This window comes from Streptomyces sp. NPDC006332 (assembly GCF_040612855.1).
Taxonomy (GTDB): Bacteria; Actinomycetota; Actinomycetes; order Streptomycetales; family Streptomycetaceae; genus Streptomyces.
This window is the reverse complement of sequence record NZ_JBEXRA010000025.1, coordinates 13057-31772: the sequence shown is the minus strand read 5'-3', so window position 1 is coordinate 31772 and position 18716 is coordinate 13057. Positions and strand designations below refer to the sequence as shown.

The window sequence follows — 18716 nt, the reverse complement described above, 5'->3', positions numbered from 1 at the left end:
GGAAGCCCCTGCCGGCCCGCGCGCACGGGGAGATCCCGGGCGGCCTTGGCCAACGTTGGGTCACGTGCCGCATATGCGGGCCCCGTTGGTGGCACGATGGTTCTGGCGGGGGTGCGAGGGGCTGCACCTCCGGGCCGGGAGAGCGGACCGATCGAGGGTGTGATCAGTTGTGGCCATTTCGCTGTCAGTGGTGCTGCTGTTGGCGATCATCTTGGTGGTGTTGATCAGGGGAGGCTCAATCAAGGCCGGCCCCGCCATAGTCGCGGTGCTCTTCGGCTTCTTCCTCGCCTCGACCGGCATGGCCGACGACATCCAGCGGTTCCTGAACTCGATAGCGGAGACCATCAACTCGATCCAGTTCTAGGCGCGACCGACCATGGTCCGTCGTCGAACCGTGCTCGAACAGTGGACGCCGCGGACACCGCGTGCAGGGCACGACAAAAGGCCTCCGGCCCGCTCCTCGCAAGGAATGGGCCGGAGGCCTTTTTTCGAAGCTCACCCGGTCGTCGCGTGCCGGTCCTGCCGCGCCCGCGGAAGCGACCGGGAAGCGACCGGGAAACGACCGCGCAAACGACGAGGGCCAGGCGGAGGAATGATCCTCTGACCTGGCCCTACGTCATGTGGAGCGGGCGACGGGAATCGAACCCGCGTAGCTAGTTTGGAAGACTAGGGCTCTACCATTGAGCTACGCCCGCACAGCGCGCGCCGCAGGTCGGTGACCGCGGCACACAGGCATCGTAGCGGGTCGTACCCCTTCGACGCACACCCTGTTAATGCGGCGGCCATGCTGCCTGTGGGCATGTACCCTACGTGTCGCACCAGCACGGGGTGTGGCGCAGCTTGGTAGCGCGTCCGCTTTGGGAGCGGAAGGCCGTGGGTTCAAATCCCGCCACCCCGACCACTGATCGGCCGTCCCCGGCCTGTCGTCGGCCACTCGCGCGGTCATGTCCGTGATCGCGTTCCGTGATCGCCTTTGGGGCGTGTCGCCGCTGCCGTTACTATGCAAGCTGGTCGCCCGTGTGTCTCTCCGTTACGAAGTCCTCCGGGCGGCGAATCCGCCGGAGCCGTTCTGGCCCCGGCAGAACCCAAGCAGTCAGCCACAAGGAGACCGAACCGTGAAGAGCGCCGTGGAGACCCTGAACCCGACTCGGGTTCGGCTCACTGTCGAGGTGCCCTTCGAGGAGCTCAAGGACAGCCTCGACGCGGCGTACAAGAAGATCAACCAGCAGGTCACGGTGAAGGGCTTCCGCAAGGGCAAGATCCCGGCCCGCGTCATCGACCAGCGGTTCGGTCGTGGCGCCGTGCTCGAGGAGGCCGTCAACGACGCGCTTCCGAAGTTCTACACCGAAGCGGTCAACGAGGCCGAGCTCAACGTGCTGGGCCAGCCCGAGGTCGACATCACCGACCTGAAGGACGGCGAGACGCTGAACTTCACCGCCGAGGTCGACGTCCGCCCGGCCCTGGAGATCCCGGACTACTCCGGCATCGAGGTCGAGGTCGACGCGGTCGAGGTCAGCGACGAGGACGTCGACAAGGCCGTCAGCGAGCTGCGTGAGCGCTTCGCGTCGACCTCCCCGGTCGAGCGTGCGGCCGAGGACGGCGACGTCGTCACCCTCGACCTGGAGGCCAAGGTCGACGGCGAGGTGCTGGAGGACGGCGTCGCGAGCGGCGTCTCCTACACCATCGGTTCCGGCGAGCTGCTGGACGGCATCGACGACGCCGTGAAGGGCCTGGAGGCCGGTGGCGAGGCCACCTTCACCTCCGAGCTCAAGGGCGGCTCGGCGGCCGGCAAGGAGGCCGAGGTCACCGTCAAGGTCACCCAGGTCGCCGCGCGTGAACTGCCCGAGCTGGACGACGAGTTCGCGCAGCTCGCCTCTGAGTTCGACACCCTCGAAGAGGTTCGGGCGGACAGCCGCAAGCGCCTCGAGAACACCAAGCAGTACGACCAGGCCACGCAGGCCCAGGAGCGCGTCCTGGAGAAGCTGCTGGAGCTCGTCGAGGTGCCCGTCCCCGAGAAGCTGCTCGAGGACGAGGTCAACACCCGTAAGCACAACCTGGAGCACCACCAGCTCGGTCAGATGGGCCTCGACCTCGACAAGTACCTGGAGATCCAGGGCAAGAGCGCCGAGGAGTTCGAGGCCGAGACCCGCGAGGCCGCGGTCAAGGGCATCAAGACCCAGTTCGTCCTCGACGAGCTCGTCAAGCAGGAGAAGCTCAACGTCAGCCAGGAGGAGCTCACCGAGCACCTCATGCGGCGCGCGGCCTCCTCCGGCATGTCCCCCGACCAGTTCGCCCAGGCGGTCGTCGAGGGTGGCCAGGTCCCGATGCTGGTCGGCGAGGTCGCCCGCGGCAAGGCCCTGGCCGCCGTGGTCGAGAAGGCCACCGTCAAGGACACCAACGGCGAGATCGTCGACCTGGACGACGAGGAGGAGGAGACGGAGGCCGTCGAGGCCACCGCCGACTCCACCGAGGACGCCCCGGCCGAGGAGAAGGCCGAGGGCGGCTCCGAGGACGAGGGTGAGAAGAAGGCCGAGGCCTGATTCCCGCGTCACCTCTGACGTAGGCAGGGGCCCTGGAGCACATCGGCTCCGGGGCCCTTCGCCTTAGGGGTCCTTACGCCAGGGGCAGCCCGCCCAGGCGCGCGGCTGTATCGATGTGCGGCCCCACCGGCGGGCCAGACGCTACGCCCCCGGCGAACACCCGCCTTCCCGGGATTCTCCGAAGGGACCCGCGCGTTAGGGTCCATGAATACGAGGGCAGTGGAGTCCCCGAACGGCTCCAGCCCCGCAGGGAAACGTGAGACGGCCCGGCGCCGTCGTAAGACGAGCAGGTGGATACGTGACGAATCTGATGCCCTCAGCCGCCGGCGAGCCTTCCATCGGTGGTGGCCTCGGCGACCAGGTCTACAACCGGCTGCTCAACGAGCGGATCATCTTCCTCGGCCAGCCGGTCGACGATGACATCGCAAACAAGATCACCGCGCAGCTGCTGCTCCTTGCCGCGGCCGATCCCGACAAGGACATCAACCTCTACATCAACAGCCCGGGCGGTTCGATCACGGCCGGCATGGCGATCTACGACACCATGCAGTTCATCAAGAACGACGTGATGACCATCGCGATGGGCCTCGCCGCCTCCATGGGGCAGTTCCTGCTCAGCGCGGGCACCCCCGGGAAGCGCTTCGCGCTGCCGAACGCCGAGATCCTCATCCACCAGCCCTCCGCCGGCCTCGCGGGCTCCGCGTCGGACATCAAGATCCACGCCGAGCGGCTGCTGCACACCAAGAAGCGCATGGCCGAGCTCACCGCCCAGCACACGGGCCAGACCGTCGAGCAGGTCACCCGTGACTCGGACCGTGACCGCTGGTTCGACCCCGAGGAGGCCAAGGAGTACGGCCTCATCGACGACGTGATCAGCACGGCTGCCGGCATCCCGGGCGGCGGCGGCACCGGGGCCTGACCGCCCCATGGGGCCGCACCGGCCCCAGAAGCCCCCAGCCGACCGCCTCAGCCCCTAGGAGACAGACAGTGAACGACTTCCCCGGCAGCGGCCTGTACGACCGCACGCGCGCCGAGTACACGGGCCCCGCGGCCGAGTCCCGTTACGTGATCCCCCGGTTCGTCGAGCGCACCTCGCAGGGCATCCGCGAGTACGACCCGTACGCGAAGCTCTTCGAGGAGCGGGTGATCTTCCTCGGCGTCCAGATCGACGACGCCTCCGCCAACGACGTCATGGCGCAGCTGCTGTGCCTGGAGTCGATGGACCCCGACCGGGACATCTCGGTCTACATCAACAGCCCCGGCGGCTCCTTCACCGCGCTGACTGCGATCTACGACACGATGCAGTTCGTGAAGCCGGACATCCAGACGGTCTGCATGGGCCAGGCCGCCTCGGCCGCCGCCATCCTGCTGGCCGCCGGTACGCCCGGCAAGCGCATGGCGCTGCCGAACGCCCGGGTGCTGATCCACCAGCCGTACAGCGAGACGGGCCGGGGCCAGGTCTCCGACCTCGAGATCGCGGCGAACGAGATCCTGCGGATGCGCGCCCAGCTGGAAGACCTGCTGGCCAAGCACTCCACCACGCCGGTCGAGAAGATCCGCGAGGACATCGAGCGCGACAAGATCCTCACGGCTGACGACGCCCTGGCGTACGGCCTGATCGACCAGATCATCTCCACCCGGAAGATGAACAACGCGTCCGTGCGCTGACACGGAAGCTGTGGCGTCTGCCGCCCCTTGGCACGGTTCGACACGCTGCACGTCGAAGTGAACCGCGCCAAGGGGGGCCCGAACGGGGGGCTCGGCAAGGTACCGTCGGATATAAGGCAGCACCAGGAGCCGCTGGACCTAGGCGTCTCCCAGGCGAAGGGGAAGCACACCGTGGCACGCATCGGTGACGGCGGCGATCTGCTCAAGTGCTCGTTCTGCGGCAAGAGCCAGAAGCAGGTCAAGAAGCTCATCGCAGGGCCCGGTGTGTACATCTGCGACGAGTGCATCGACCTCTGCAACGAGATCATCGAGGAAGAACTCGCGGAGACGAGCGAGGTCCGCTGGGAGGAACTCCCGAAGCCCCGCGAGATCTACGAGTTCCTCGAGGGGTACGTGGTCGGCCAGGAGTCGGCCAAGAAGGCACTCTCGGTCGCGGTGTACAACCACTACAAACGGGTCCAGGCCGGTGAGAACGGCGGTGCCCAAGGCCGCGACGACGCCATCGAGTTGGCGAAGTCCAACATCCTCCTGCTGGGTCCCACGGGCTCCGGCAAGACCCTGCTGGCCCAGACCCTGGCCCGCATGCTCAACGTCCCGTTCGCCATCGCCGACGCGACGGCGCTGACGGAGGCCGGTTATGTCGGCGAGGACGTCGAGAACATCCTGCTCAAGCTGATCCAGGCGGCGGACTACGACGTCAAGAAGGCCGAGACCGGGATCATCTACATCGACGAGATCGACAAGGTCGCCCGCAAGAGCGAGAACCCGTCGATCACCCGCGACGTGTCGGGCGAGGGCGTCCAGCAGGCCCTGCTGAAGATCCTGGAGGGCACCACGGCCTCCGTTCCGCCGCAGGGCGGCCGCAAGCACCCGCACCAGGAGTTCATCCAGATCGACACGACGAACGTGCTGTTCATCGTGGGCGGCGCCTTCTCGGGCCTGGAGAAGCTCATCGAGTCCCGGGCCGGCGCGAAGGGCATCGGCTTCGGCGCGACGATCCGCTCCAAGCGGGAGCTGGAGGCCAAGGACCAGTTCGAGGACGTCATGCCCGAGGACCTGGTCAAGTTCGGCATGATCCCCGAGTTCATCGGCCGGCTGCCCGTCATCACCTCGGTCCACAACCTGGACCGCGAGGCGCTGCTCCAGATCCTGGTCGAGCCGCGCAACGCGCTCGTCAAGCAGTACGAGCGGCTCTTCGAACTCGACGGTGTGGAGCTGGACTTCGAGCGCGAGGCGCTGGAAGCCATCGCCGACCAGGCGATCCTCCGCCAGACCGGCGCGCGCGGCCTGCGCGCCATCATGGAAGAGGTCCTCCAGGGCGTCATGTACGAGGTGCCGTCCCGCAAGGACGTGGCCCGCGTGGTCATCACCGCCGACGTGGTCCTCTCCAACGTCAACCCGACGCTGATCCCGCGCGATTCGCGGGGGCGGGGTCCGGGGGAGCAGAAGACGGCGTAGCCGAGTCCGGTACGCAGCGGACATGAAGAGGGCCCCGCGCAGGCGGGGCCCTCTTCACATGCCGGGAGCCGATCAGCTCTTGACGCGGACTTCCTTACGGAGGTCGGCCGCGATCTGGGCCGACTCGTCCATGGAGTACGTCTTGGTGCTCGTGTTCGGCTGGACCACGCCCATCGTGCTGTAGTCCGCCCAGATGCACATGTACACCGTCTGGTCCTTGCCCGTGACGCGGCTCTTGCCCTGGATCTTCTGGCACTTCATCACGGCGCCGTCCAGACCGCTGGGCGAGACGGACTCGGCGTCGCCGACGATGGTGGCGTCGTTGTCCGAGGTGGCGCTCTTCTTCATCTCCGCGAAGGTGCCGTCCAGGGCCTTCTCGGGGTCGGCCACCTTGCCGTAGAAGCCGGAGAAGGCGACGGCCTCACCCTTCTTGGCCTTCTCCACCGCGCTGGGGTCACTGGGGTCGAGCGACGACACGTCCACGGTCGAGTAGGTGGCCGCGACCTGCGTGGCGTTGGACACCCCGAACGCGGCGAGGTCCTTCGCGTCGCTCGAACTCACCTTCTTCTCCTGGGCGTTGCCCGCACGCGTGTACTTCTCGGACAGTAGCTTCGACGGCGCGGTGAGCTTGTGCGGCCCGTCGTCCTCGAGCCCGCCCCCGCCGCCCCCGCCGATCACCAAGTACGCCCCCACGCCGATCGCGGCCACGACCGCCACGGCGCCGATGATGAGCCCCATCTTCTTCTTGCCGCCCCCGGGCGCCGGCGGCTGCGGCGCCCCGTACGGGGCCTGCCCGTACGGCTGCTGCTGCCCGTACTGCGGCTGCTGGCCGTACGGGGGCTGCTGACCGTAGGGCTGCTGTTGCGGAGCGCCCTGCGGAGCACCCTGCGGAGCGCCCTGCGGGGGCTGCTGGGGATAGCCGTAACCCGGCTGGGCCGGGGGAGTCTGCTGGGGGTAGCCGTAGCCGGGCTGCGGGGCCTGCGGCGGCTGGCCGTAGGGGCCCGGCTGACCGTACGGGCCGCCCTGCGGGGGCTGCCCACCGTACGGGCCGGGCTGCTGGGGCTGCCCACCGTACGGGCCCGGCTGGTTGTGACTCATTTCTGGGTTCCCCTCCAGATGCTTATGTGTTCCTGACATCCTGGCCCAGGCGACAGGTGCGGACGGCATCGGGGCCCCCACCGTTACAGAACAAACGCGTTTCGGGACTGCCCGGTGACACCCCTAAACTGAGCCCGTGACCGAGAACGCTCAGCAGCAGCCACCAGCGCCCGACACCGAACTGCCGACCCAGTACGCGCCGGCCGACGTAGAGGGGCCGCTGTACGAGCGCTGGGTGGAGCGGGGTTACTTCGAGGCCGACGCGAAGAGCGACAAGCCCCCGTACACGATCGTCATCCCGCCGCCGAACGTCACGGGCTCGCTCCACCTCGGGCACGCCTTCGAGCACACCCTCATCGACGCCCTCACCCGCCGCAAGCGGATGCAGGGTTACGAGACGCTGTGGCAACCCGGCATGGACCACGCGGGGATCGCGACCCAGAACGTCGTCGAGCGTGAGCTCGGCAAGGAGGGCAAGTCGCGGCACGACCTCGGCCGGGAGGCGTTCGTCGAGCGCGTCTGGCAGTGGAAGGCCGAGTCCGGCGGTCAGATCGGCGGTCAGATGCGCCGCCTGGGAGACGGTGTCGCGTGGTCGCGTGAGCGGTTCACCATGGACGAGGGTCTCTCCCAGGCCGTCCAGACCATCTTCAAGCGGCTCTACGACGAAGAGCTGATCTACCGCGCCGAGCGCATCATCAACTGGTGCCCCCGCTGCCTGACCGCCATCTCGGACATCGAGGTGGAGTACCAGGACGACGACGGCGAGCTCGTCTCCATGAAGTACGGCGACGGGGACGAGACCATCGTCGTCGCCACCACCCGCGCCGAGACCATGCTCGGTGACACGGCCGTCGCCGTCCACCCCGAGGACGAGCGGTACAAGCACCTGGTCGGCAAGCTCATCAAGCTGCCGCTGACCGAGCGTTCCATCCCGGTCGTCGCCGACGCGCACGTCGACCCCGAGTTCGGCACGGGTGCCGTCAAGGTCACCCCCGCCCACGACCCGAACGACTTCGAGATCGGCCAGCGTCACGACCTGCCGGCCATCGCGATCATGGACGAGCACGCCGTCATCACCGCCCACGGCCCCTTCCAGGGCCTGGACCGGCTGGAGGCACGTTCCGCCATCGTCGCCGCGCTGCGCGCCGAGGGCCGGATCGTCGCCGAGAAGCGGCCGTACGTCCACTCGGTCGGCCACTGCTCGCGCTGCAAGACGACCATCGAGCCGCGGCTGTCCATGCAGTGGTGGGTCAAGGTCGGTCCGCTGGCGAAGGCGGCCGGCGACGCGGTCCGCGACGGCAAGGTCAAGATCCATCCGCAGGAGATGGAGAAGCGGTACTTCGACTGGGTCGACAACCTGCACGACTGGTGCATCTCACGGCAGTTGTGGTGGGGACACCGGATCCCGGTCTGGTACGGCCCGCAGGGCGAGGTCGTCTGCGTCGGCCCCGACGAACAGGCGCCCACCGGCGAGGGCTGGCGTCAGGACACCGACGTCCTGGACACCTGGTTCTCCTCGGGTCTGTGGCCCTTCTCCACGCTGGGCTGGCCCGAACAGACCGAGTCGCTCGCGAAGTTCTACCCGAACTCCGTCCTGGTCACCGGCTACGACATCCTCTTCTTCTGGGTCGCCCGGATGATGATGTTCGGCCTCTACGCGATGGACGGCACCCCGCCGTTCCACACCATCGCCCTGCACGGCATGGTCCGTGACCAGAACGGCAAGAAGATGTCGAAGTCCTTCGGGAACGTCGTCAACCCGCTGGACTGGATGGACAAGTACGGCAGCGACGCCCTCCGGTTCACGCTGGCCCGCGGCGCCAACCCGGGTGTCGACGTCCCGATCGGCGAGGACTGGGTCCAGGGCTCCCGCAACTTCGCCAACAAGATCTGGAACGCGACACGCTTCGCGCTGATGAACGGCGCGACGGTGGACGGCCCACTGCCTGAGCCGTCCGAGATGTCGGCGACGGACCGCTGGATCCTCTCCCGCCTCAACTCGGTGGTCGCCGAGGTCGACGCGTTCTACGAGGACTACCAGTTCGCGAAGCTCTCCGACGCGCTGTTCCACTTCGCTTGGGACGAGGTCTTCGACTGGTACGTCGAGCTGTCGAAGACCACGTTCCAGGCGGGCGGCCCGGCCGCCGAGGTCTCCAAGCGGGTCCTCGGTGAGGTCCTGGACGTGACCTTGCGTCTGCTCCACCCGGTCGTCCCCTTCGTCACGGAGACCCTGTGGACCACGCTGACCGGAGGTGAGTCCCTCGTCATCGCCGAGTGGCCCGCCGACAGCGGCTTCCGTGACACCGGTGCCGAGAAGGAGATCGAGACCCTCCAGTCGGTCATCACCGAGGTCCGCCGCTTCCGCGCCGACCAGGGCCTGCAGCCCGGGCAGCGGGTCCCGGCCCGCCTGTCGCTGGACGGTACGGCGCTCGCCCCGCACGAGGCCGCCATCCGGCAGTTGCTGCGGCTCCAGCCGGAGGGTGACGCGTTCACCGCCACGGCGACCCTGCCGGTCGCGGGGGCCGAGGTGGCCCTCGACCTCTCCGGCACGATCGACATCGCGGCCGAGCGCAAGCGGCTGGCCAAGGACCTCGCCGCCGCGGAGAAGGAGAAGGCCCAGGCCAACGCCAAGCTCGGCAACGAGGCGTTCCTGGCGAAGGCTCCCGATCACGTCGTGGAGAAGATCCGGACGCGGCTGACGAAGGCGGACGAGGACATCGCGCGGATCGCCGCGCAGCTTGATCGGCTGCCGGCCGCCTGACGGTTCGTACGGTACTGAAGGCCCCCGGAGCCCAATGGTTCTGGGGGTTTTCGCTTGCCGGGGGTGGGTCGCGCTGCCCGGCGCTAGCGGGGTGCCGCCCGCGCCCACCCGTGCCGCCCAGCGGCACGACTGCCCGCGGGCTGGGTACGTAGACTGGCCCCGTGAGTGACCTGCCCCCGCATGACGACAGCTCCTTCGACGAGATCATCGAGGCCGAGACCGAGCGGGACCCGGATCTCGCGCTGATCGAGGCCGGCAGCCGCACCCTGCGCGCCCAGGGCGGCCCCCCGCAGGCCGACGTGCCCGCGCGGCCCGAGGACCCGGAGGTCGACAAGGCCCTGCGCGAGGTCGAGGCGGACCTCGCCACCCGCTGGGGCGAGACCAAGCTGGAACCGTCGGTCAGCCGGATCTCCGCGCTGATGGACGTGCTGGGGGAGCCGCAGCGGGCGTACCCCTCGATCCACATCACCGGCACCAACGGCAAGACCTCCACCGCCCGCATGATCGAGGCCCTGCTCGGCGCCTTCGAACTGCGTACCGGCCGCTACACCTCCCCCCACGTGCAGTCGATCACCGAGCGCATCAGCCTCGACGGCGCGCCCATCTCCGCCGAGCGGTTCATCGAGACCTACCAGGACATCAAGCCGTACGTCGAGATGGTCGACTCCCAGCAGGAGTACCGACTGTCGTTCTTCGAGGTGCTCACGGGCATGGCGTACGCCGCCTTCGCGGACGCGCCCGTCGACGTGGCCGTGGTGGAAGTGGGTATGGGCGGCTCCTGGGACGCCACCAACGTCATCGACGGGGACGTCGCCGTCGTCACCCCCATCGACCTCGACCACACCGACCGGCTCGGTGACACGCCGGCCGCGATCGCCACGGAGAAGGCCGGCATCGTCAAGCAGGATGCGACGGTCATCCTGGCGCAGCAGCCGGTCGACGCGGCCCAGGTGCTGCTGAAGAAGGCCGTCGAGGTGGACGCCACGGTCGCCCGGGAGGGGCTGGAGTTCGGGGTCGTCTCGCGGCAGGTCGCCGTGGGCGGGCAGCTGCTGACCCTGCGCGGGCTCGGCGGGGAGTACCACGAGGTGTACCTCCCGCTGCACGGCCCCTACCAGGCGCACAACGCGGCCGTCGCGCTCGCCGCCGTCGAGGCGTTCTTCGGCGTCGGCTCCCAGCGGCCCGAGCCGCTCGACATCGACACCGTCCGCAAGGCCTTCGCCGCGGTCTCCGCACCGGGACGGCTGGAGGTCGTACGGCGGTCCCCGACCGTCGTCCTGGACGCCGCCCACAACCCGGCCGGCGCCCGCGCCACCACCGAGGCGGTTCAGGAGGCCTTCGACTTCAGCCGGCTGATCGGCGTGGTCGGGACCAGCGGTGACAAGAACGTGCGCGGACTGCTGGAGGCCTTCGAGCCGGTCTTCGCCGAGGTCGTCGTCACCCAGAACTCCAGCCACCGGGCCATGGACGCCGACGAGCTCGCCGCGATCGCCGTCGAGGTGTTCGGCGAGGAGCGCGTGCAGGTGGAGCCCCGCCTGCCGGACGCCCTGGAGGCCGCGATCACGCTGGCCGAGGAGGAGGGCGAGTTCGCGGGCGGCGGTGTGCTCGTCACCGGATCCGTCATCACCGTCGGCGAGGCCCGGCTGCTGCTGGGGAAGGGCTGAGACCCGAGAATGCGTACGCTCTGTTCCTCGACCCTGATCGGCGAGTTCCTCGTCATCGGCTTCGCCGGCCTGGTCGCCATGAAGGACCCCGACCTGTCCACGTCGACGGTCTGGACGGTCAGCGGCATCGCCATGTTCCTGAGCCTGCTGCTGTGCGGCATGGTGACCCGCCCCGGCGGTGTCGTCCTCGGGTGGGCCCTGCAGATCGCCCTGATCGCCTCCGGTTTCGTGGTTCCGACGATGTTCTTCATGGGGGCGGTCTTCGCGGCCCTGTGGTGGGCGTCCGTGCACTACGGCAGGAAGATCGATGAGGCCAAGGCCCGCTTCGCGGAGCAGGCCGGATCCTCCACACCTGACGCTGCGTGACATCCGTACGGACACGCCCTGTAACCTCATCCCACCGCACACCGGCCGTAGAAGGAGCCCTCCCGTGAGCCAGCGCACCCTCGTCCTCCTCAAGCCCGACGCCGTCCGTCGTGGCCTGACCGGCGAGATCATCAGCCGTATCGAGCGCAAGGCCGGCTGGCAGATCACCGCGCTGGAACTGCGCACCCTGGACCAGGACACCCTGGAGCAGCACTACGGCGAGCACAAGGGCAAGCCCTTCTACGAGCCGCTGGTGGAGTTCATGGCCTCCGGTCCGGTCGTGGCGCTGATCGTCGAGGGTGAGCGGGTCATCGAGGGTGTGCGGGCGCTGGCCGGCCCGACCGACCCGATCGCCGCCGCCCCCGGCTCCATCCGCGGCGACTACGGCGTGATCGTGCGGGAGAACCTGATCCATGCCTCCGACTCCGAGGAGTCCGCCGACCGTGAGGTGAAGATCTTCTTCCCCGGCCGCGCCTGACACCCGCGACGGCTGGAACGTGGAGTCTGGGGGCATCGCCCCCGGACTCCTTGGCATATGCGTCGCCGATCGGGGGAACGGGTTTCCCCGAACGCCCGTCTCCACAAGCGGACGCACACGTCATCTGCTGACAATGGCGGAGACCCTCCCGCGGTGTTCGCGAAGGCGCGTCTACGATGGAAGCCTTCACGTCACTGCGCCCACCTCGCCGACCTGAAAAGCCCTCAAAAAGCTCGTGGGAAGGCCAGAAGAATCCTGATGGGGAACTCAATGTCGTTCATCGGCCGTGACATGGCTGTCGACCTCGGGACCGCCAACACGCTGGTGTACGTCAGGGGTCGCGGGATCGTACTCAACGAGCCGTCCGTCGTCGCGATCAACACCAACACCGGTGGCATCCTCGCGGTCGGCGCCGAAGCGAAGAAGATGATCGGGCGTACGCCCGGCAACATCGTTGCCGTACGTCCGCTGAAGGACGGCGTGATCGCCGACTTCGAGATCACCGAGCGGATGCTCCGCTACTTCATCCTGAAGATCCACAAGCGGCGGTATCTGGCTCGCCCGCGGGTCGTCGTCTGTGTGCCCTCGGGCATCACGGGCGTCGAGCGCCGCGCCGTCATCGAGGCGTCGTCCCAGGCCGGCGCCCGTCAGGTGCACATCATCGAGGAGCCCATGGCCGCGGCCATCGGCTCCGGCCTGCCGGTCCACGAGGCCACGGGCAACATGGTGGTGGACATCGGCGGCGGCACCACGGAGGTCGCGGTCATCTCCCTCGGCGGCATCGTCACCGCTCAGTCCATCCGCGTCGCGGGCGACGAACTGGACAACGCGATCATCCAGCACATCAAGAAGGAGTACTCGCTCCTCCTCGGTGAGCGGACGGCCGAGCAGATCAAGATCACGATCGGTTCGGCGTACGACCTCGACGCTGACGAGCACACCGAAATCCGCGGCCGGGACCTCGTCTCCGGGCTGCCCAAGACCGTCGTCATCTCGGCCGCCGAAGTCCGCAAGGCGATCGAGGAACCCGTCAACGCCATCGTCGACGCGGTCAAGACGACCCTGGACAAGTGCCCGCCGGAGCTGTCCGGCGACATCATGGACCGGGGAATCGTTCTGACCGGCGGCGGAGCGCTGCTGCGCGGCCTCGACGAGCGGCTGCGGCGCGAGACCGGCATGCCGATCCACATCGCCGAGGACCCGCTGGACAGCGTGGCGCTCGGCTCCGGCAAGTGCGTCGAGGAGTTCGAGGCGCTGCAGCAGGTGCTCGACGCCTCGCCGCGCAGATGACGTAACTCTTCGATTCCGCCGTACGAGACGATCGACCTCGTGCGGCGGATCGTTGGTATCGAGGCATAAGCTCGCCCGCAAGCCTCCGTACCGCACCACCTCGACATCAGAACACCTCGACACCTGAACCTCTGCACATTCCTATGAGGAAGGCACGGCCGCCGCACGTGAGGGACACACGAGAGAGCCGGCTGCTCCTGGTGCTGCTGGTCGCCATCGCGTTCGCGCTGATCACGGTGGACATCCGCGGCGGGGAGGACTCGCCGGTCGACGGTGCCCGGCGCGGCGCGGCCACCGTCTTCGGCCCGATCGAGGACGGCATGTCGGCCGCGGTCGACCCGGTCGGCAACGCCGTATCGGCCATCCGTGACTCCGGTGAACGCCACGACCGGCTCGCCGGGCTGGAGAAGGAGAACGCGGCCCTCAAGGCGAAACTCGGCAGCGACGACCGCAACCGCTCCCGCCTGACCCAGCTCGACAAGATGCTGAAGGTCGCCGGCGCCGGACAGTACGGCATCAAGGGTGCCGAGGTCATCGCGATAGGAGCGGCCCAGGGCTTTTCCTGGACCATCACCATCGACGTCGGCGCCAACGACGGCATCACCCGCGACATGACCGTCCTGAACGGCGACGGGCTCGTCGGACGCGTCACCACCGTCGGCCCCGACACCGCCACCGTCCTGCTCGCCAACGACCCCGACTTCACCGTCGGCACCCGCATGGAGGCCAGCGACGAACTCGGTTTCGCCTCCGGCCAGGGCGACCGCCCGCTGCGCGTCGAACTCCTCAACAGCAAGGCCGAGATCAAGAAGGGCGACCGCCTGGTCACCTTCGGCTCGCAGTCCGACAAGCCCTTCGTGCCCGGCGTCCCGGTCGGTGTGGTCTCCCGCGTCGACCCCTCCGGCGGCGGTCTCACCCGCATCCTCTACGTCACGCCGTACGTCAGCTTCACCAAGCTCGACGTCGTCGGCGTCGTCGTCCAGGCCCCGAAGAAGGACCCACGCGACACGGTGCTGCCCGCCAAGCCCAAACCGACCCCCACGCCGACCGTGACGGTGACCGTCACGCCGTCCGCGAACGCGCAGGTCGACGGCCAGACCCAGCCTGAGCAGTAGGAGCTGTAACCCATGCGTGTCAACCGGATCCTGCTCTCCTCCGCCCTGGTCGTCGTCGCCCTGGTGGTCCAGGTGAGCGTCCTCGCCCGCCTGCACCTCCCCGGCGCCGTCCCCGACCTGCTGCTGCTCACCGTCCTGGGCCTCGCCATGGTGTACGGCCATATCGGCGGCGCGCTCGTCGGCTTCGGCGCCGGCCTGCTCGCCGACCTCGCCCCGCCCGCCGACCACGCGGCCGGGCGCTACGCCCTCGTGCTGTGCGTCATCGGCTACCTCGCGGGCCTGGCGAAACCGGACAACGGCCGACTGAAGTCGGCCACCGGCCCGATGGCCGTCGTGGTCGCCGCCGCCATCGGCACCACCCTGCTGTACGCCGGTGTCGGCGCCCTCGTCGGCGACACCGCCGCCCGCCATGTCGGCCTCCCCAGCCTGCTGTTCACGGCCTCCCTGTACGACCTGCTGCTCGCCCCGTTCGTGGTCCCCGGGATCATGGCCCTGGCCCGGCGCGCCGAGAACGACCCGCTGGCCGAGACCAGCACCGGCGCCGCCAAGACCACCGACATCTCCTCCGGCTGGCTCTCCTCCGGCACCGGTCTCAAGATCGGCGGTCAACGCGGCGCCCTCGGCGGCCTGAAGACCAGAGCCCGGGCCCGTACCACGCGGGTGGGCCGTATCAAGGGGGTCAAGCGGCTGTGAAGGCGGCGGAGTTCACCCGTACGGGGAAGTTCTGGCGGAACGTGGCCTCACAGGTCGGTCGTTCATCATTCGTACGCGCACACACGTCGGCGCACTGAGAGGGGGAGGCAGCCGCAGTGACAAACATCCCCGAGACCGGCCGGACCCCACGGGTCCAGATCCGGCTCGTCGTCATCCAGATCCTCGTCCTCTCCCTGCTCGGCACCCTCGGCGGACGCCTGTGGTACCTCCAGATCCGCGAGGGCGACGAGTACGCCAAGGAGGCCTCCGGCAACCACGTCCAGCAGGTCGTGCAGCCCGCGGTCCGCGGCTCGATCCTGGACGCGCGCGGCGTGCCCCTGGCCGACAACGAGACCCGGCTGGTGGTCTCCGCCTCCCGTACCGACCTGCTGAAGATGAAGGACGACGGCAAGGCCGTCCTCACCAAACTGGCCGGCGTGCTGGGCATGAAGCCCCAGGAGGTCATGGTGAAGGTCCGGCTGTGCGACGCCAAGACGCCGCAGCCCTGCTGGAACGGCTCGCCGTACCAGCCGATCCCCATCACCGACGAGGCCACCGCCAAGCAGGCCCTGCAGATCCGTGAACGCGCCGAGGACTTCCCCGGCATCACCGCCGAGCCGGAGGCCGTGCGCCGCTACGCCGCCCCCGGCGAGGCCAACACCGCCCAGGTCCTCGGCTACCTCTCGCCCGTCACCGACGAGGAGATCACCAAGGCCCAGGACACCGACTCGCCGTTCCTGCGCTCCGACCAGGTCGGCCGCTCCGGCCTGGAGCGCCAGTACGACAAGGAACTGCGCGGCAAGGCCGGCGTCACCCGCTACGAGGTCGACAACCTCGGCCGGGTCATCGGCCAGGCCGAGGCCGACCCCGCACAGCCCGGTTCCAACCTCGTCACCAGCATCGACGCCCGCGTCCAGCGAGTCGCCGAGTACGAGCTGAACGACGCCATGAAGAAGGCCCGCCAGGAGTGGGACCGCAACACCAACGAGAAGTACAAGGCCGACTCCGGCGCCGTCGTGGTGATGGAGAACAAGACCGGCCGCGTCGTCGCCATGGCGTCCAACCCGACCTACGACCCCAACGCCTGGGTCGGCGGCATCTCCGCCAAGGACTACGCCCGGCTCACCGGCAAGAACTCCAACTACCCGCTGCTCAACCGGGCCATCCAGGGTCAGTCCGCGCCGGGCTCCACCTTCAAGGTGATCTCCACGGCCGGTGCCGTCGAGGCCGGCTACGACTTCAACGGCAGCTACCCGTGCACCAGCTCGTACTCGGTCGGCGGTCAGGTCTTCAAGAACTTCGAGTCGGAGAACTTCGGCCCGATCTCCCTCGGCCGCGCCCTTGAGGTCTCCTGCGACACCGTCTTCTACGGTCTCGCCCACAGCCAGTGGCAGAAGGACGGCGGCATCAACCCGAGGAAGGGCGAGCCCAAGGACTACTTCTTCAAGGCCGCCCACCAGTTCGGCCTCGGCAAGGAGACCGGCATCGACCTGCCCAACGAGGTCACCGGCCGGGTCCCCGACCGCCAGTGGAAGGAGAACTACTGGAAGGCCAACAAGGACGGCTGGTGCAAGACGGGGAAGAAGGACGGCGACTACGTCCAGAAGATCGCCTACGAGAACTGCCTCGAAGGCAACAAGATGCGCGCCGGTGACGAGATCAACTACTCCATCGGCCAGGGCGACACCCTCGTCACCCCGATCCAGATGGCCACGATCTACTCGGCCATCGCCAACGGCGGCACCCTGCACGATCCGACCGTCGGCAAGGCCGTCATCAGCCCCGACGGCAAGACCGTCCACGAGATCAAGCCCAAGTCGCACGGCAGGCTGCCGATAAGCCGCCAGACGCTGAGCAAGATGGACGAGGCCCTCGCGGGCGTCGCCACCCGGGGAACCGCCGCCTGGCGGTTCGCGCAGGTCGGCTGGCCGCAGAACAAGATCCCGATGCACGCCAAGACGGGTACCGCCGAGGTCTACGGCAAGCAGACGACGTCGTGGTTCGCCACGTACACCAAGGACTACTCCGTCGTCATGACGATCTCCCAGGGCGGTACCGGCTCCGGAGCCTCCGGACCGGCCGTCCGCAACATCTACGACGCGCTGTACGGCGTGTCCGACGACGGCGCGATCAACAAGAAGAACGCGCTGCTGCCGACCCCGCAGAAGGCCCTGCCGAAAGTCCGGACGGACGGGACGATCACGTCCCCGAAGGTCGCGAAGGACCCCGCGAAGGACCAGCGGGCCAGCCAGAAGAGCGCACCCCAACAGGACGAGACCCAGCAGGCGGCGACCGTGAACCCGCCGACGACCGGCAACCGGGACACCCGGCGCCGGTCGCGCAGGAGGGGAAGCCGGAGGATCCTCACATGACCGGCGTCAACAGCTTCCAGGTCTCCGGGTACGGGCCCGCACGCGCGGGCTGGGCCCGGGTGTTCGCCCGTGACTCCCTCGCCCGCCGACTGGACTGGCCGATACTGCTGGCCGCCCTCGCGCTCTCCGGCATCGGCTCGCTCCTCGTCTTCTCGGCGACCCGCAACCGCACCGAGATCAACCAGGGCGACCAGTACTACTTCCTGATCCGGCACATCATGAACACCGGCATCGGCTTCGCCCTGATGCTCGGCACGGTCTGGCTCGGCCACCGCGCCCTGCGCACGGCCGTGCCGCTGCTGTACGGCGCCTCGGTGTTCCTCATCCTCCTGGTGCTGACCCCACTGGGCTCGACGGTCAACGGCGCCCACTCGTGGATCGTGCTGGGCGGCGGCTTCTCGCTCCAGCCCTCCGAGTTCGTGAAGATCACGATCATCCTGGGCATGGCGATGCTGCTGGCGGCCCGGGTGGACGCGGGCGACAAGCCCTACCCCGACCACCGCACCGTCCTGCAGGCACTCGGCCTGGCCGCCGTACCGATGCTGATCGTGATGCTGATGCCCGACCTCGGGTCGGTCATGGTCATGGTCATCATCGTGCTGGGCCTGCTGCTCGCCTCCGGCGCGTCGAACCGGTGGGTGTTCGGCCTGCTGGGCGCGGGCGCGGCCGGCGCGATCGCGGTATGGCAGCTGCACATCCTGGACGAGTACCAGATCGCCCGGTTCGCGGCCTTCGCCAACCCCAGCCTCGACCCCGCGGGCGTCGGCTACAACACCAACCAGGCCCGCATCGCGATCGGCTCCGGTGGTCTGACGGGCGCCGGGCTGTTCCACGGCTCGCAAACCACGGGCCAGTTCGTGCCCGAGCAGCAGACGGACTTCGTGTTCACGGTGGCGGGGGAGGAGCTGGGCTTCGTCGGCGCGGGCCTGATCGTCCTCCTGCTGGGCGTGCTGCTGTGGCGGGCCTGCCGCATCGCACGCGAGACGACCGAGCTGTACGGCACGATCGTCGCCGCCGGCATCGTGGCCTGGTTCGCCTTCCAGTCCTTCGAGAACATCGGCATGACCCTCGGCATCATGCCGGTCACCGGTCTGCCACTGCCGTTCGTGTCGTACGGAGGCTCGTCGATGTTCGCGGTCTGGGTGGCGGTGGGGCTGCTGCAGTCCATCCGGGTGCAGCGCCCGATGTCCGCGTAGGTCTACAGGCTGGGCACAGC

15 protein-coding genes and 2 tRNA genes are annotated in these 18716 nt (G+C 68.6%); 15 read left to right on the top strand and 2 right to left on the bottom strand.

The window, feature by feature from the left end:
- The first annotated feature begins 169 nt into the window (after positions 1-169).
- Entirely contained in the window at positions 170-364 is a 195-nt protein-coding gene (locus ABZ027_RS22765) for a hypothetical protein (protein ID WP_356771106.1), read from the top strand.
- A gap of 257 nt (positions 365-621) precedes the next feature.
- Here ABZ027_RS22765 and ABZ027_RS22760 read toward each other — a convergent pair.
- A tRNA-Gly gene (locus tag ABZ027_RS22760) sits at positions 622-695 on the bottom strand.
- Positions 696-824: 129 nt separating this feature from the next.
- Here ABZ027_RS22760 and ABZ027_RS22755 point away from each other — a divergent pair.
- The 5 genes from ABZ027_RS22755 to clpX all read left to right on the top strand — a co-directional run bounded on the left by ABZ027_RS22755 (position 825) and on the right by clpX (position 5666).
- Positions 825-901 (top strand) — tRNA-Pro (locus tag ABZ027_RS22755).
- A 214-nt stretch (positions 902-1115) separates the two neighbouring features.
- Positions 1116-2540 (top strand): trigger factor, encoded by a 1425-nt coding sequence (tig, locus tag ABZ027_RS22750; RefSeq protein ID WP_356771104.1) that lies wholly within the window; start codon positions 1116-1118, stop codon positions 2538-2540.
- Between the two features lie 310 nt (positions 2541-2850).
- On the top strand, positions 2851-3459 hold the full coding sequence (locus ABZ027_RS22745) for an ATP-dependent Clp protease proteolytic subunit (RefSeq protein ID WP_028807494.1): 609 nt from the start codon (positions 2851-2853) through the stop codon (positions 3457-3459).
- A 68-nt stretch (positions 3460-3527) separates the two neighbouring features.
- A complete protein-coding gene (locus ABZ027_RS22740) occupies positions 3528-4208 on the top strand; it encodes an ATP-dependent Clp protease proteolytic subunit (RefSeq protein WP_356771102.1) in 681 nt (226 codons plus the stop codon).
- A gap of 171 nt (positions 4209-4379) precedes the next feature.
- Positions 4380-5666, top strand: a complete 1287-nt coding sequence (gene clpX, locus ABZ027_RS22735) for an ATP-dependent Clp protease ATP-binding subunit ClpX (RefSeq protein ID WP_356771100.1) — start codon at positions 4380-4382, stop codon at positions 5664-5666.
- A 72-nt stretch (positions 5667-5738) separates the two neighbouring features.
- On the opposite strand, the gene ABZ027_RS22730 is transcribed toward clpX, so the two are convergent.
- Positions 5739-6764 (bottom strand): hypothetical protein, encoded by a 1026-nt coding sequence (locus ABZ027_RS22730; protein ID WP_356771098.1) that lies wholly within the window; start codon positions 6762-6764, stop codon positions 5739-5741.
- Positions 6765-6900: 136 nt separating this feature from the next.
- Between ABZ027_RS22730 and ABZ027_RS22725 the strand changes: the two genes are divergently transcribed.
- The 9 genes from ABZ027_RS22725 (at position 6901) to rodA (ending at position 18696) form a co-directional block, all read left to right on the top strand.
- The gene (locus ABZ027_RS22725) at positions 6901-9525 is read left to right on the top strand and encodes a valine--tRNA ligase (protein ID WP_356771096.1); all 2625 of its coding nucleotides are present in this window, start codon (positions 6901-6903) and stop codon (positions 9523-9525) included.
- Between the two features lie 161 nt (positions 9526-9686).
- Positions 9687-11186: a folylpolyglutamate synthase/dihydrofolate synthase family protein gene (locus tag ABZ027_RS22720; RefSeq protein ID WP_356771094.1), complete on the top strand. Its 1500-nt coding sequence runs from the start codon at positions 9687-9689 to the stop codon at positions 11184-11186.
- 9 nt (positions 11187-11195) lie between these two features.
- Positions 11196-11552: a DUF4233 domain-containing protein gene (locus ABZ027_RS22715; RefSeq protein WP_356771092.1), complete on the top strand. Its 357-nt coding sequence runs from the start codon at positions 11196-11198 to the stop codon at positions 11550-11552.
- Between the two features lie 64 nt (positions 11553-11616).
- Complete coding sequence (gene ndk / locus ABZ027_RS22710) at positions 11617-12030, top strand: nucleoside-diphosphate kinase (protein ID WP_356771090.1); 414 nt, start codon at positions 11617-11619, stop codon at positions 12028-12030.
- A 270-nt stretch (positions 12031-12300) separates the two neighbouring features.
- Entirely contained in the window at positions 12301-13320 is a 1020-nt protein-coding gene (locus ABZ027_RS22705) for a rod shape-determining protein (protein ID WP_123999956.1), read from the top strand.
- Positions 13321-13487: 167 nt separating this feature from the next.
- On the top strand, positions 13488-14435 hold the full coding sequence (gene mreC, locus ABZ027_RS22700; RefSeq protein WP_356771088.1) for a rod shape-determining protein MreC: 948 nt from the start codon (positions 13488-13490) through the stop codon (positions 14433-14435).
- Between the two features lie 12 nt (positions 14436-14447).
- On the top strand, positions 14448-15128 hold the full coding sequence (gene mreD, locus ABZ027_RS22695; protein ID WP_356771086.1) for a rod shape-determining protein MreD: 681 nt from the start codon (positions 14448-14450) through the stop codon (positions 15126-15128).
- A gap of 116 nt (positions 15129-15244) precedes the next feature.
- A complete protein-coding gene (mrdA, locus tag ABZ027_RS22690) occupies positions 15245-17500 on the top strand; it encodes a penicillin-binding protein 2 (RefSeq protein WP_356771084.1) in 2256 nt (751 codons plus the stop codon).
- Positions 17497-18696, top strand: coding sequence for a rod shape-determining protein RodA (gene rodA / locus ABZ027_RS22685; protein WP_356771082.1), 1200 nt, complete (start codon positions 17497-17499; stop codon positions 18694-18696). Before mrdA ends, rodA begins: the two co-directional genes overlap by 4 nt.
- Positions 18697-18716 lie beyond the last annotated feature (20 nt).

Excerpts from the sequence above, each read along its gene's own strand:
- ABZ027_RS22745 (WP_028807494.1), top strand. The coding sequence starts at position 2,851 with ATGCCCTCAGCCGCCGGCGAGCCTTCCATCGGTGGTGGCCTCGGCGAC.
- ABZ027_RS22730 (WP_356771098.1), bottom strand. The coding sequence starts at position 6,764 with ATGAGTCACAACCAGCCGGGCCCGTACGGTGGGCAGCCCCAGCAGCCC.
- ABZ027_RS22715 (WP_356771092.1), top strand. The coding sequence starts at position 11,196 with ATGCGTACGCTCTGTTCCTCGACCCTGATCGGCGAGTTCCTCGTCATC.
- ABZ027_RS22705 (WP_123999956.1), top strand. The coding sequence starts at position 12,301 with ATGTCGTTCATCGGCCGTGACATGGCTGTCGACCTCGGGACCGCCAAC.
- mreD (WP_356771086.1), top strand. The coding sequence starts at position 14,448 with ATGCGTGTCAACCGGATCCTGCTCTCCTCCGCCCTGGTCGTCGTCGCC.
- rodA (WP_356771082.1), top strand. The coding sequence starts at position 17,497 with ATGACCGGCGTCAACAGCTTCCAGGTCTCCGGGTACGGGCCCGCACGC.